The sequence below is a fragment of the Paenarthrobacter sp. NPDC090520 genome (assembly GCF_044769205.1).
Classification (GTDB): Bacteria; Actinomycetota; Actinomycetes; order Actinomycetales; family Micrococcaceae; genus Arthrobacter.
The window spans coordinates 1-11,740 of sequence record NZ_JBIVXM010000041.1 but is presented as its reverse complement, the minus strand read 5'-3'; the positions used below and the strand labels follow the sequence as shown (position 1 = coordinate 11,740).

Genomic DNA, 11,740 nt, shown 5'->3' with positions numbered 1-11,740 from the left:
TCGATCATCATCCCTGCCATCCCAGTCGTGGATTCAGACACGGCCGTCTCCTTCAGATCAGGCCAGACCCCACACACCGTTATTCAGACAGTCCCTCCGGCCGCGGAAGTGAGAGAGCGTTTGTGAAAAGGGGGGTGTTTCGTGAGAGAGCGTTTGTGAAAAGGGGGGAAGTGAGAGAGCGTTGGTGAAAGGGGGGGTGTTCCGTGAGAGAGCGTCGGTGGAAGGGGAGGTCTCGGCGGCCGTGGAGTGCCAGCTTGGTCCACGTGTGCGGGATTCTCTTGTAGGATTCGTCACAAGCCTGGTTGCGCGGATGCACGACTGGGCTGCTCCGTTCCGGGACGTCCTTGGGGGCCAGCGGAGCGAAGCGTAGCTGGTTGTGTACTGGGCGCAGCCGGCACAAGTTCACATTGAAGGAATTGTCGATGTCTAGAAGTGGGCTCTCTTTTCCCTTCGGTGGTGCCATGGAACCGTCAGCAAACGACGCCGTCCAGGCTCCACCGCTCCCGCCCGTCAACGATGCCCGCGTGCGGCAGCAGGCGCTGGAAATCATCAAGGACATCCTCAGCGAGTCCGATCCGCGCAGCGAGTGGGCCCGCAGGAACCTCCAGGAATTGCTGGCTGAGCATCCCGGCGACCCCAAGGGCGTCCTGCTGGAGCACCTGATCCAGACCCGCACCGGCATCGTGGTACCGGACGAGTCCGCGGGCCACCAGGAATCCATGAGCCTGAACCGCGCGTCGGCCGAGGCTCCGCATACGGTGACCGTCCCGGTCAACAGTGAAGTACGCAAGCGCATCCAGTCCGTGTTGCGGGACAAGCTGCTGCTCACGGCCTTCCAGCCCATCCATGAACTCCCAGCCGGTGACGTCATCGGCGTTGAAGCCCTGATCCGCTTCGTGGAGCAGGACGGCGCGGCGGCGGACGTTTGGTTCCGCGAGGCGTCCCAAGCCGGACTTGGTACCGAGCTGGAGATCGCTGCCCTGCATTGTTCCCTGGCCGCTGCCGAGGAAATGCCCCAGGACATGTTCGTGGCCTTCAACCTGACACCGGAATCCTCCCGGGACCCCCGTGTCAGGGCCTTGCTGGAAGAGGCGCGGCTTGATCCGTCGAGGATCGTCATCGAACTCACTGGAAGCCTGGAGTCAGCCGATGGCCTGGCAGGCGAGAACGGCTTTGGGCCACTGCGTCGACGCGGCATGCGGCTCGCGGTCAGCGCTTCGGGTGCGGGCTTCGTTTCCATGGACAGGATCGAGGAGTTGCGTCCGGACATCATCAAGCTGGACCGGCACCTGATCGCCGGCATCGACAGCTCCGAGGGGCAGCGCATCCGTGCCCGCGCCGTTGTTGAGCTGGCCAGGGAGCTTGGTGCATCCGTCGTAGCGCAGGGCATCGAGACGGAAGCCGAACTGCGCGAAGCCACGGAACTGCACGTCGCCGCAGCCCAGGGGTACTTGCTGGGCCGTCCGTCCGTGCACCCGCTTGACTGGTCCTCGTGGACCCTGCACTCCCAGCCCGAGGTGCAGTCGGTCGGTTAGGGTTCCTGCCCAGCGTCAGCTGCCTGCCGCCGTCGTGGTCTTCAGGGAACGGGACAGTCTCCGCCTTATGATGAACATGACTGGCGCCCGGACCGGGCGCGGAAATGAGGACCCTTTTCGATGTTCGCCGTCCCGGCACCCCCGGTGCGCCACCAGCAGTTGCTCGTCACGATTTTCGGTCTGTATGGCCGGAATGCCGGTGACGCCTTGCCGGTTTCTGCACTGATTTCCATGCTGGGAACCCTGGGCTACGACGCGCCGGGCGTCCGATCATCCGTCTCCAGGCTCAAGGCCAAGGGGGTGCTGAAAAGTGTTCGCGAGGACGGGATCGCCAAGTACAAGATTGCCGAGTCCGTCAGCGACGTGTTCCGGGAGGGTGACCGGCGGATCTTCGCTCCCGAGCAGCCCGCGCCGGTGGATACGTGGGTCCTGGCCGTGTTTTCCGTGCCCGAATCGATGCGGAACCGCCGGCACCAGTTGCGCTCGGCCTTGTCCGGGCTGGGCTTTGGCTCGGTGGCCTCGGGTGTCTGGATCGCGCCCGCCCACAAACTGGACCAGGCCAAGGAGCGGCTCACGGCCAGCGGGCTGATCGAGTTCGTGGACCTTTTTCGCAGCGACTACGTCTTCGATGGCCCCATGCGGCCCAAGATCTCCGAGTGGTGGGACCTGAAGGAGCTCGACGAAGAGTTCACGGAGTTCCTTGAGCTGTATGGAAATGCTGAGGAGGACTGGTCCGGGCGTCTTGAGGACCAACCCGCCGAGGTTACGGAGGAAGTGCGCCGGGACGCGTTCCGCTACTACATCCCGATGCTCACCATGTGGCGCAGGTTTCCCTACAAGGATCCCAATCTTCCCGCCGACTACCTGCCTGCGGACTGGCATGGTCCCGCCGTCCGAAGGATCTTCCAGTCCGTACACCGTCTGGCCGCCCCGCTTGCCGCTGAGTTCGCCCACGACGTCATCGTCGGGGCCATGGACCCGGCAGCCGGCCAGGATTCCGCGGCGCTGAAGCTGGGTTAAGGCCCGACGGCGGTACGCGCCACGGTCTGCGGGGGCTGGAAGGTGTACCCCGACGACCTGCTTTGAGCCTCGCGGAGGCCGGGAAGGTCATTCTTGCGGCGTGTCGCGGAGGGTGCGGTCCAAAGTGGGTCGCTGCGGCACGCAGGCAGCTCAGCTGTTGGCCGGTGCTACGGCGATGACCCCGAAGACGTCCCCTTGCAGGCCCTCGATGATGGCCATCCGGCCGAACGGTGTCGAGGAAACCGGCATCAGCAGGGACGCGCCGAGTTGCTCGGCCTGGCAGGCCGTGGCGGCAACATCGTCGCTGGCAAACCACGTCAGCCAGTAATCCGGCATGGTCTCCGGGAGTTCGGTGTCGTAGTGCATGCCGGCCACTTCACGTCCGTCGGTGGCGCGCAGGCACGTGGAGTAGACCATGTCCTCGCCGTCCACGTCGTGGTACGCAAAGCCGAACACCTCGGCATAGAAAGCCCTGGCCGAGGCGTAGTCGTGGGTGTGGAGTTCATTCCAGCAGAGCGATCCGTGCTCATTGAAGCGTTCGGCGCCAATGTGGTTGCCGGCTTGCCATACCCCAAAGGCGGCTCCCACGCTGTCCGCAGCGACGGCCATGCGTCCGGAGTCCATGACGTCGAATGGCGGGACCAGCAGTTGCCCTCCGGCCGCCTTGATGAGCTCGGCGGTGGCATCGACGTTGTCGGAGGCCAAGTACGTGGTCCATGCCGCGGGATGGGCGGGATCCAGCTTGGGGCCGAGGCCAGCCACGGCGTGGCCGGCAATCTGGGCCAGGAGGTAATCACCCTCGCCCGTGAGATAGTCCCACCCAAACAGCTTGGAGTAGAACGACTTGGCCGCCTCCACGTCGTCAACGGACAGGTCAACCCACATGGGCGTGCCAGCAGGCCATTTGGAAATCTTGGTGGACATGGTGACTCCTCGGAGTTGGCGTTCTCATGTGGATGGCTGCCTCCCCGGGAAAGCCCACGCGCATGGTCTGGAGAGGCAGCCACCCATCATGTAGGCGCCGGACCCGATTCGTGTCACCGTTTCAGTGCTGGTTTTCCAACTCCGGGTTTTTCAATTCCTGGTTGTCCAACTCTTCCAGGACTGCCATGGCCGCGTTGTGTCCGCCCAGGCCACTGACTCCGCCGCCACGCCTTGCGCCCGCCCCGCACAGGAAGACCCTTTCGTGGCCCGTAGCGACGCCCCAGCGCTCGGCCGCGGAGTTCCGCGGCTCATCGTCGTCAAGGAACGGCCACTGCAGTTCGGCGTGGAAGATGTTGCCGCCGGTCATGTTCAAGGCACGCTCCAGGTCCAGCGTGGTCTTGGCCTCGATGCAGGGATTGCCGTCGGCGTCGGTCAGCAGCAAATCCTCGATCGGTTCGGCCAGGACGGAATTGAGCGAGGCCAGAACTGCGGCCTGGAGTTCCGCCCGAACGCGATCGTTGTTCTCCTCGGTGACCAGCCGATCGGGAGTGTGCAGGCCAAACACGGTGAGCGTTTGCGCTCCGGCAGCCACCAGATCGTCGGACAGGATGCTGGGATCGGTGAGGGAATGGCAGTAGATTTCACAGGGCAAAGGGGAGGGTATGCGGCCACCTTCGGCCGTCCTGTAGGCGTCCTCGAGCTGCCCGTAGCGTTCGTTGATATGGAAGGTCCCGCCGAAAGCGGCCTCGGGTGCCACGGAGGTGTCGCGGAGCTTGGGAAGCCGGCTCAGGAGCAGGTTGACCTTGATCTGGGCGCCTTCAGGACGCTCCACTGTTCCGCCAACCCCGCCAACTCCCGTCGGCAGAAGTCCCTGAAGCACCCACGGCGAGACATTGGCCAGGATCCGTACGCCCGTGAAGACTTCCTCGGCGCCGCCGCGCTGGAACGTGACCTTGCCGTCGTCGGACAGTGCGGTGACTTCAGCTCCGGAAACCAGCGCGGCACCGGCCTCGCGGGCGGCACGTTCCACTTCGCGAGTCACTGAACCCATGCCACCCAGGGGGATGTCCCAGTCGCCGGTTCCGTTGCCGATCACGTGGTAAAGGAAACAACGGTTGGCGTCCAAAGAGGGGTCGTCCAGGGACGTGAAGGTGCCGATGAGTCCATCCGTTGCGACGAGGCCACGCACCAGGTCGTCGGAGAGCCGGCTGGTGATGACGTCGCCCAGGGGCTTCTCGATGAAGTCGTGCCACAGGTGGTCGTCACCCACCAGTTCGCGGGCTTCGGACCTCGTGGGCAGCGGATCGCAGACGGTGGGGAACAGGGCCTTGGCCAACTTTTCGGTGTCCGCGTAGAAGCTTTCCAAAGCATCGAAGTCGGCTTCGGCGCCAACGCGTGCAAAGGATTCGCGGCTGGCGCGGGGATCGCCACCGTCGATCAGCAGGCCTGTTTCGGTGTTGCCGGGGTTGGGTGTGTAGGAGGAGTAGCGGCGCCGGGCGAGGGCGATGTCCAGGCCAAGTTCGCTGATGATGCGCTGCGGGAACAGGCTGACGAGGTACGAATACCGTGAGAGCCGGGCGTCGACTCCTTTGAAGGCGGTGGCCGAGATGGCAGCGCCGCCAAAATGGTCATCGCGTTCCAGGACGGCGACGCTCTTGCCGGCTCGGGCCAAGTACGCGGCTGCGGTCAATCCGTTGTGGCCGCCGCCAACAATGACGGCGTCGAAGTGTGTGTTTTCCATGTGGCGAGAGTAGCCATGCAATGGTGTTACTTACTGAAATAACTCTCTAAAGTAAGCGATGCTTGGTCTTGCGAAGCAACGGCGGCGGGCAAGCGTAAGCCGCTCGCCCGCCGTCGTGCGCTGTTTCTCAGACTGTTCGGGTGGCCTTGGCCAGGTTGTCCCGGAGCTCGACGGCGTTCTGCCGGATGACATACGCGGGGCGGTCGCGCTCCACGCGCCAGCTTTCATCGAGGGTTCCGACGTTGACGGTGTCGAAACCGAACTCGTCGTACAGCTTGGTGACCAGTTCGGCGGCTTCCGGGAAATCACTGGCTGTGGCCAGTGCCCGGCGGTTCTCCGTGTCGGCGGGCGTTCCGTCGGTAGTGATGTCCTTGGCGAAGATGTGGTTGAAGCCCTTGGCCACCTTGGAGGTGGGGAGGTGCTTTTGGAGCAGCCCGGACGTGGTGGCCTCGCCCTTGTCGAGTTCGGGGATGCGGCCGTCGCGCTCCCAGTAGTAGTTGTTGGTGTCGATCACGACCTTGCCTTCGAGCGGCTCGACCGGGACGTCCTGGTAGGCCTTGAGGGGAACGGTCACGACGGCGAAATCGCCTGCCGCTGCTGCCTCGGCTGCCGTCGCAGCCCGGGCGCGCGGCCCCAGTTCGGCGACGAGATCCGCCAAGGTTTCCGGACCCCGTGAATTGCTGATCACGACGTCGTAGCCCAGCTCCACGGCCTTGCGCGCAACCTGGCTGCCAATATGTCCTGCACCGATGATTCCGATTGTTGTCATGCTGGGTGCAACAAGAAGTTGCAGGCGCGTATTTCCAGCGTTACGCAATATGTCCCCGTGAGGTCGGGGCGTCCGGTGCCCTGCATTCCGGCTATATACTAAGTAATCTTACTAAGCAGGTGGGCTGTCAGGAATGAGGGGGTTGGGATGACTGGACATTTGGAATTGGTTGACGCGCCCGATGGGGGCTACCGCGTGCTGATGGTGGATGGCGATGACTCGCTGATGGGCCTGTCCAGGCGTTACGCATCGGTGGACGAAGCGGTACAGGCCGTAGAGGGCCTCCGTGAAGTAGCCGGGACAGGGCTGCTGCGCCAGGGTTCGGCGGATCGGTACGCGCTGCTGGAATCCGAGGAATTCATGATGGACCGGGCACTCGCTGGGCCGGCTCCTGAGCAGGTGGAGATGCGGTGATGGCAAAGCGCAAAGGCGTACTCTTCGACGTTGACGGAACCCTCATCGATTCGAGCTATTTCCATGCGCTCGCATGGTGGCAGGCGTTCCGGCGCGAGGGCCTGGACATCCAGGTCTCCGATATCCACCGTTGCGTGGGCATGGGTGGGGACAAGCTGGTCAGGCACTTGGTTGCGGATTGCTCCGATGAATTGCTGGAATCCTTGAAATCGAGCCACGGGGCGGTGTTCTCGACGTTTTGGCCGGCACTCCGCGCCTTCGATGCCGCACGGGACCTCCTCGCCGCCTGCTCCGACGCTGGCCTTGCCGTTGGGCTGGCTTCTTCCGCCCAGCAACGTGACCTGGACGTGAGCCTTGGTGTCCTGGACGCCGAGGCCTCGATCGATGCATGGACCAGCTCCAACGATGCCCAGGAGAGCAAGCCCGCGCCGGACATCCTGTTGGCCTGCCTCGAGAAGCTGGAGTTGCGCCCGGAGGACGTGGTGTTCGTGGGTGATGCGGTGTGGGACGTCAAGGCGGCTTCCAGCATCGGTGTTCCCGCCATCGCCATGACGTGCGGAGGAATCAGTGAAGCGGAACTCCGGGAGGCCGGTGCCGCGGAAGTCTACCGAAATCCGCGGCACCTCCTGGAGAATCTCGAGCGCAGTGCGCTGGGCGGGTTGGCTACAGGGAGTGGTGGCTAGCGGTTCAGCTTGTTGGCGTCAGGTTCCTGGTCGCCAATGTGGCCGGGTGCGTTGGCGGCCAGCACGCGCTGGACGAAAGCGCTGTATTCCTCCATGTAGTGCCGCAGCAGCGCCGCCGTGCCTTCGTCCTTGACTGTCCCATCGGCGTCGTAAGCGTCTGCGACGAAGCGGATGTAAGCCTCCGGAGCGTTCAGCTGCGGCGCGTCGAGGAAGCTCAGGACGCTGCGCATGGACGACTGCATCACCGCGGTGCCGATGCCGCCCGGCGAAGCGCCGATGATGCCCGTGGGCTTCCGTGCGAAGGAGTTGGTGCCCCAAGGGCGTGAACCCCAGTCGATGGCGTTCTTCAGTGCCCCGGGGATGGAGCGGTTGTACTCGGGGGAGACGAACAGGATGCCGTCCGACGCGGCGATCGCGTCCTTCAGCGCCCTGCCTGCGGGCGGGAAATCAGCGTCGTAGTCGGAGCTGTACAGTGGCAGGTCCTTGATTTCGATCTCATGGAATTCGAGTTCGGGCGGCGCTACGCTGATCAGCGCCTTGGAGAGGGTCCGGTTGATGGAGGTGCTTGAGAGGCTTCCTACGAAATAGCCGATCTTGAATGTGTCCATGGCGGCGTTCCTTCCCGACGGCACGGCCGGAGCCGGCTCGACGACGGTGCGGAGGCTGGTTGCCCCGGCTCACGTTCGACCCTAATTCAGTTGCGCACATAGCGCAGCCCCCTACTACCGCAGCCCCTCCCACGTGCATAAACTCGTGGCAACTGAGTTCTGGGCCGGTTCCTGGAAGGGGTGGCGGGTGAAAGCAGGCATAGCACGCGAGACGCTCGACGGCGAGCGGCGGGTGGCGGCCACACCGGAAACGGTCAAGCAATTGGTGGCCTTGGGCCTGGCTGTGGAGGTCGAGTCAGGAGCCGGTGTCGCGTCCGGCCACAGCGACGATGATTACCGTGCCGCCGGCGCCACTTTGGTTCCCTCCCTGGATCTCGGCACACTCGATATTTACTGCCACGTTCGCCCCTTGGACCCGACGACGGCGGGAGCCCTCCGCCGGGGGGCCGTCACCGTGGGGTTGGGGTCGCCGTCGTCGGAGTTGCCTACTGTCCGGGCGCTCGCCACAGGTGGCATCACATCCTTCGCCCTGGAACTGGTTCCCCGGATCTCACGGGCACAGTCGATGGATGCACTCACGTCCCAGGCGCTCGTGGCTGGGTACCGTTGTGTGCTTGAGGCCGCAATGCGCCTGCCGCGTTTCTTCCCGCTCTATATGACGGCCGCCGGAACCATCCCGCCGGCCCGCGTGCTGGTTCTTGGGGCCGGTGTGGCCGGGTTGCAGGCCATCGGCACAGCCAAGCGCCTCGGCGCCCGCGTATCCGCGAACGACATCCGCCCTGCCTCGGCCGACGAGGTCGCGTCCATGGGCGGAACCTTCATCAAACTCGACCTCGAAACGGCCGAAGCTTCCGGCGGGTACGCCCGCGAACTCAGTGCGGACCGGGGTGCCCTGCAGCGCGCGTTGCTGACCCCGCACGTGGCCCAGGCGGATGTCCTCATCACCACCGCGGCTGTCCCCGGGCGGAGGGCGCCGATGCTCGTCAGCCGGGACATGGTGCAGGGCATGCGTGCCGGTTCCGTGGTGGTGGACCTTGCCGCGGAGTCCGGAGGCAACGTCGAGGGCGTCATTCCCGGGCAGGACCTGCAGATTCCAACCGCCGACGGCCAAGGCACCATTACCTTGGTGGGCCTCAAGTATCCTGCGTCTGCCATGCCCGCCGACGCGTCCCGGCTCTACGCCAAGAACGTCGCCAACCTGATCGCCCTGATGACCAAGGACGGCGTGGTCGCCCCCGACTTTTCCGATGAGGTGGTGGCGGGCACCTGCCTAACGCACGACGGCGTCATCCGGCATGCGCCCACGGCGGAGGCGCTCGCTGCGCTCGCCGGGGAGACGGCCGCTGAAGCTTCAACCCACGGGACAGAAGGAGCGCACTGATGGATGGCATGAGTCTGCTGACGATCACCGTGCTGGCGGTGTTTGTGGGATTCGAGGTCGTCTCCAAGGTATCCAGCACCCTGCACACGCCGTTGATGTCCGGGGCGAACGCGATCCACGGGATCATCTTGGTGGGTGCGATCATCGTGGCCGGCCAGGCGTCCGAGCCGTGGGTATTGGTGGTGGCACTCCTCGCGGTGGTCCTCGCCACCGCCAACCTTGTGGGCGGCTTTGTGGTGACCGACCGCATGCTGGAGATGTTCCGCGGAAAGCAGCGGCCGCCGTCGGACGTCAAAGCCGACAAAGCAGGAGGGGAGAGTCGGCCTTGACTCTCCTGAACCCAACCTGGACGGCCCTTCTGTACCTCGCGGCGGCCGCCTGTTTCATCCTCGCATTGAAAGGGCTGAGCTCGCCCAAGTCTGCCCGAAGGGGCAACCTCATCGGCGCGTTCGGAGCGCTGCTGGCCGTGGTCACCGTGTTTGTCTCCGTGAAGCTGGACAACGTTCCGTGGATCCTTGGCGCGATCGTGGTTGGTGCCGGAGTCGCTGCGCCCGTGGCCAGGCGTGTCCAGATGACGCAAATGCCGCAACTTGTGGCGCTGTTCAACGGTGTGGGCGGCGGAGCGGCAGCGTTGGTCGCCCTGCTGGAGCTGCCGCACACCGAGGATGCCTGGGTGCGGCTCGCCATTGTTTTCACCCTGCTGGTGGGTGCGGTGTCGTTCGCCGGTTCGGCTGTCACGTTTGCCAAGCTCCAAGGGCTCATGACCACGCGGCCCGTGCTCTTCCCGGGACTCCCCGTGCTCATGGCGCTGGTATTGCTCGCGGCACTCGCCGCTGGGGTAGTGGTGGTCCTGGCCGGTGCTCCGGGGTGGGCGATTGTCCTCTTGGCACTGGGACTAGTGGTTGGCGTCCTGCTGGTGCTGCCGGTTGGCGGTGCCGACGTGCCGATTGTCATCTCCCTCTTGAACGCGTTCACCGGCCTGGCGGTGGCGGCCTCCGGTCTGGTGTTGGGAAATGTGCTGCTGGTAGTCGCCGGAACGCTGGTGGGCGCCTCGGGTACCATCCTCACCCGGGCCATGGCAGCTGCGATGGGACGCAGCGTGGCAGGTATCCTGTTCGGCGCCTTCAAGGGAGGTTCGACGGCGGGATCCACCGCCGTGAGCGAACGGCCCGTGCGCTCGTCCAGCGCAGAGGACGTGGCGGTGCTCCTGGGCTACGCGCAGCGGGTGATCATCGTCCCTGGATACGGCTTGGCGGTGGCCCAAGGCCAGCACACGGCGGCCGAGCTTGCGTTGGCGTTGGAATCGCGCGGGACCGAAGTCGATTTCGCCATCCACCCCGTGGCCGGACGCATGCCCGGGCACATGAACGTGCTGCTGGCCGAAGCGAACGTGCCGTACGAATCATTGAAGGAAATGGGTGACATCAACTCCGAATTCAAGACGGCCGACGTCGCCCTGGTGGTGGGCGCCAACGACGTGGTGAACCCTGCCGCGAAAACCACGTCCGGTTCGCCCATCTACGGCATGCCGATCCTGGAGGTCGCCGACGCCCGACAAGTGGTGTTCCTCAAACGCTCCATGCGCCCCGGATTCGCTGGCATCGAGAACGACCTGCTGTATGAGCCGCAGACCACGCTGCTGTTCGGAGATGCGAAGGATTCGTTGACCAAAGTCCTGGGTGCCGTGAAGGCGCTGTAGCTCAGCGCCCTTCCGGTCCTTCGTACCCTTTTTTGTCGTGCACGGCTGCGGTCGCTTCAATTTCCACGAGCTGGTCCGGATATCCCAACACGGTGACTCCCAAGAGGGTGCTGGGGACGTCATGGTCGCCGAATGCTTCGCGGACCACGTTCCAGGCGCAGACCAGGTCTTCGCGTTCGGTGGAAGCTACGAGGACCCTTGTGGCCACGACGTCCTCTATCCCGGCACCGGCTGCTTCCAGGGCAACCACCATGTTTTCGATCGCCTTATCTGCTTGCAAGCGGTAGTCCCCAACGCCGGCGGTGGTTCCGTCTTCGTTCAGCGGGCAGGAGCCAGCCAGGAAAATGAACCGCATGCCGCTGGGAACGGTCGACGCGTAGGCATACTCGGCGATCGAACTGAGATGTGCTGATCGAATGAGGTCGATGGCATTCGCCATGGTTGTCTCCTTGCTGGATGGTCGCGTGGGTTCTGGCGTCATATTAGTCTGCTGGTTTCCGGCGACCACCTAGATGATTTTTCTCAGCACCTAATTTTGGGTTTTGACTACCTAATTTTCCTCGTTTGGGTCTAGGGGAGCCTTTTTCGCCACCTAGAGGCGTTTTTGTGTGTTCACAATGTCCCCGGTTGCGCGGTCATTTCCGGTCGCGGGCACCCACTGGTTGGTGGGTTTGTTTCGAGGGCTATTGGGGGCCTTTGTATGGCTGTTTTTGATATGGGTGCGCAGACGCTCGCCACCTTGGGTAAGCAAACGGATGCTTCGCACCAGGACTTGGGGGCGTTGGTGCGCCGGTTCGTGGACGCCGTGACCCCGTTGGAGGGGAAGTTCAGCGGCGCGGGCAAGGCAGCGTTCGACTCCTTCAAGAACCGCTCCGACCTGGTCGCCTCGGAGTTGAACACCGCGCTGGGCGCGATCGTGCAAGGCCAGTCCGGGATGAACACCGCCTTCACCCAAGGCGACCAGGC

13 protein-coding genes are annotated in these 11,740 nt (G+C 64.3%); 8 read left to right on the top strand and 5 right to left on the bottom strand.

Translation table 11 applies throughout. The features are described 5' to 3' along the window. Positions 1-422 precede the first annotated feature (422 nt). The gene (locus ACIQTZ_RS23720; protein WP_400332952.1) at positions 423-1,535 is read left to right on the top strand and encodes an EAL domain-containing protein; all 1,113 of its coding nucleotides are present in this window, start codon (positions 423-425) and stop codon (positions 1,533-1,535) included. A gap of 120 nt (positions 1,536-1,655) precedes the next feature. Next, positions 1,656-2,555: a PaaX family transcriptional regulator C-terminal domain-containing protein gene (locus tag ACIQTZ_RS23715; RefSeq protein ID WP_400332955.1), complete on the top strand. Its 900-nt coding sequence runs from the start codon at positions 1,656-1,658 to the stop codon at positions 2,553-2,555. Positions 2,556-2,705: 150 nt separating this feature from the next. Here ACIQTZ_RS23715 and ACIQTZ_RS23710 read toward each other — a convergent pair whose 3' ends face one another. The 3 genes from ACIQTZ_RS23710 to ACIQTZ_RS23700 form a co-directional block, all read right to left on the bottom strand. Continuing rightward, positions 2,706-3,479 (bottom strand): VOC family protein, encoded by a 774-nt coding sequence (locus ACIQTZ_RS23710; protein WP_402984758.1) that lies wholly within the window; start codon positions 3,477-3,479, stop codon positions 2,706-2,708. Between the two features lie 121 nt (positions 3,480-3,600). Then, complete coding sequence (locus tag ACIQTZ_RS23705; RefSeq protein ID WP_402984756.1) at positions 3,601-5,220, bottom strand: phytoene desaturase family protein; 1,620 nt, start codon at positions 5,218-5,220, stop codon at positions 3,601-3,603. A 127-nt stretch (positions 5,221-5,347) separates the two neighbouring features. After that, the gene (locus ACIQTZ_RS23700) at positions 5,348-5,989 is read right to left on the bottom strand and encodes an NADPH-dependent F420 reductase (protein WP_402984754.1); all 642 of its coding nucleotides are present in this window, start codon (positions 5,987-5,989) and stop codon (positions 5,348-5,350) included. 147 nt (positions 5,990-6,136) lie between these two features. Here ACIQTZ_RS23700 and ACIQTZ_RS23695 point away from each other — a divergent pair, with 147 nt between their 5' ends. Beyond that, positions 6,137-6,403, top strand: coding sequence for a hypothetical protein (locus tag ACIQTZ_RS23695; protein WP_400332967.1), 267 nt, complete (start codon positions 6,137-6,139; stop codon positions 6,401-6,403). Continuing rightward, positions 6,403-7,086 carry an HAD family hydrolase gene (locus tag ACIQTZ_RS23690; RefSeq protein ID WP_402951220.1) on the top strand — a complete coding sequence of 228 codons (684 nt, stop codon included), beginning with the start codon at positions 6,403-6,405 and terminating at the stop codon, positions 7,084-7,086. The genes ACIQTZ_RS23695 and ACIQTZ_RS23690 overlap by 1 nt, the downstream gene beginning before the upstream one ends. Here ACIQTZ_RS23690 and ACIQTZ_RS23685 read toward each other — a convergent pair. Beyond that, complete coding sequence (locus ACIQTZ_RS23685) at positions 7,083-7,694, bottom strand: NADPH-dependent FMN reductase (protein ID WP_402951222.1); 612 nt, start codon at positions 7,692-7,694, stop codon at positions 7,083-7,085. The two genes, ACIQTZ_RS23690 and ACIQTZ_RS23685, sit on opposite strands and share 4 nt — an antisense overlap. Before the next feature lie 187 nt (positions 7,695-7,881). Here ACIQTZ_RS23685 and ACIQTZ_RS23680 point away from each other — a divergent pair, with 187 nt between their 5' ends. From ACIQTZ_RS23680 to ACIQTZ_RS23670, 3 genes are read left to right on the top strand one after another with little or no spacing between them, the layout of a single operon-like run. Continuing rightward, positions 7,882-9,075 (top strand): NAD(P) transhydrogenase subunit alpha, encoded by a 1,194-nt coding sequence (locus ACIQTZ_RS23680; protein ID WP_402984752.1) that lies wholly within the window; start codon positions 7,882-7,884, stop codon positions 9,073-9,075. After that, on the top strand, positions 9,075-9,404 hold the full coding sequence (locus tag ACIQTZ_RS23675) for an NAD(P) transhydrogenase subunit alpha (RefSeq protein ID WP_402951227.1): 330 nt from the start codon (positions 9,075-9,077) through the stop codon (positions 9,402-9,404). Before ACIQTZ_RS23680 ends, ACIQTZ_RS23675 begins: the two co-directional genes overlap by 1 nt. Further along, positions 9,401-10,774 carry an NAD(P)(+) transhydrogenase (Re/Si-specific) subunit beta gene (locus tag ACIQTZ_RS23670; RefSeq protein WP_402984750.1) on the top strand — a complete coding sequence of 458 codons (1,374 nt, stop codon included), beginning with the start codon at positions 9,401-9,403 and terminating at the stop codon, positions 10,772-10,774. The genes ACIQTZ_RS23675 and ACIQTZ_RS23670 overlap by 4 nt, the downstream gene beginning before the upstream one ends. A gap of 1 nt (position 10,775) precedes the next feature. On the opposite strand, the gene ACIQTZ_RS23665 is transcribed toward ACIQTZ_RS23670, so the two are convergent. Beyond that, on the bottom strand, positions 10,776-11,213 hold the full coding sequence (locus tag ACIQTZ_RS23665) for a Rid family hydrolase (protein ID WP_402951233.1): 438 nt from the start codon (positions 11,211-11,213) through the stop codon (positions 10,776-10,778). 261 nt (positions 11,214-11,474) lie between these two features. Between ACIQTZ_RS23665 and ACIQTZ_RS23660 the strand changes: the two genes are divergently transcribed. Then, a partial coding sequence (locus ACIQTZ_RS23660) for a WXG100 family type VII secretion target (protein WP_402984748.1) occupies positions 11,475-11,740 on the top strand: 266 nt, incomplete at its 3' end.

What these genes read in the sequence shown, in the direction of transcription:
- ACIQTZ_RS23720 (WP_400332952.1), top strand. Translation starts at nt 423, where the DNA reads ATGTCTAGAAGTGGGCTCTCTTTTCCCTTCGGTGGTGCCATGGAACCG.
- ACIQTZ_RS23715 (WP_400332955.1), top strand. Translation starts at nt 1,656, where the DNA reads ATGTTCGCCGTCCCGGCACCCCCGGTGCGCCACCAGCAGTTGCTCGTC.
- ACIQTZ_RS23710 (WP_402984758.1), bottom strand. Translation starts at nt 3,479, where the DNA reads ATGTCCACCAAGATTTCCAAATGGCCTGCTGGCACGCCCATGTGGGTT.
- ACIQTZ_RS23705 (WP_402984756.1), bottom strand. Translation starts at nt 5,220, where the DNA reads ATGGAAAACACACACTTCGACGCCGTCATTGTTGGCGGCGGCCACAAC.
- ACIQTZ_RS23700 (WP_402984754.1), bottom strand. Translation starts at nt 5,989, where the DNA reads ATGACAACAATCGGAATCATCGGTGCAGGACATATTGGCAGCCAGGTT.
- ACIQTZ_RS23695 (WP_400332967.1), top strand. Translation starts at nt 6,137, where the DNA reads ATGACTGGACATTTGGAATTGGTTGACGCGCCCGATGGGGGCTACCGC.
- ACIQTZ_RS23690 (WP_402951220.1), top strand. Translation starts at nt 6,403, where the DNA reads ATGGCAAAGCGCAAAGGCGTACTCTTCGACGTTGACGGAACCCTCATC.
- ACIQTZ_RS23685 (WP_402951222.1), bottom strand. Translation starts at nt 7,694, where the DNA reads ATGGACACATTCAAGATCGGCTATTTCGTAGGAAGCCTCTCAAGCACC.
- ACIQTZ_RS23675 (WP_402951227.1), top strand. Translation starts at nt 9,075, where the DNA reads ATGGATGGCATGAGTCTGCTGACGATCACCGTGCTGGCGGTGTTTGTG.
- ACIQTZ_RS23665 (WP_402951233.1), bottom strand. Translation starts at nt 11,213, where the DNA reads ATGGCGAATGCCATCGACCTCATTCGATCAGCACATCTCAGTTCGATC.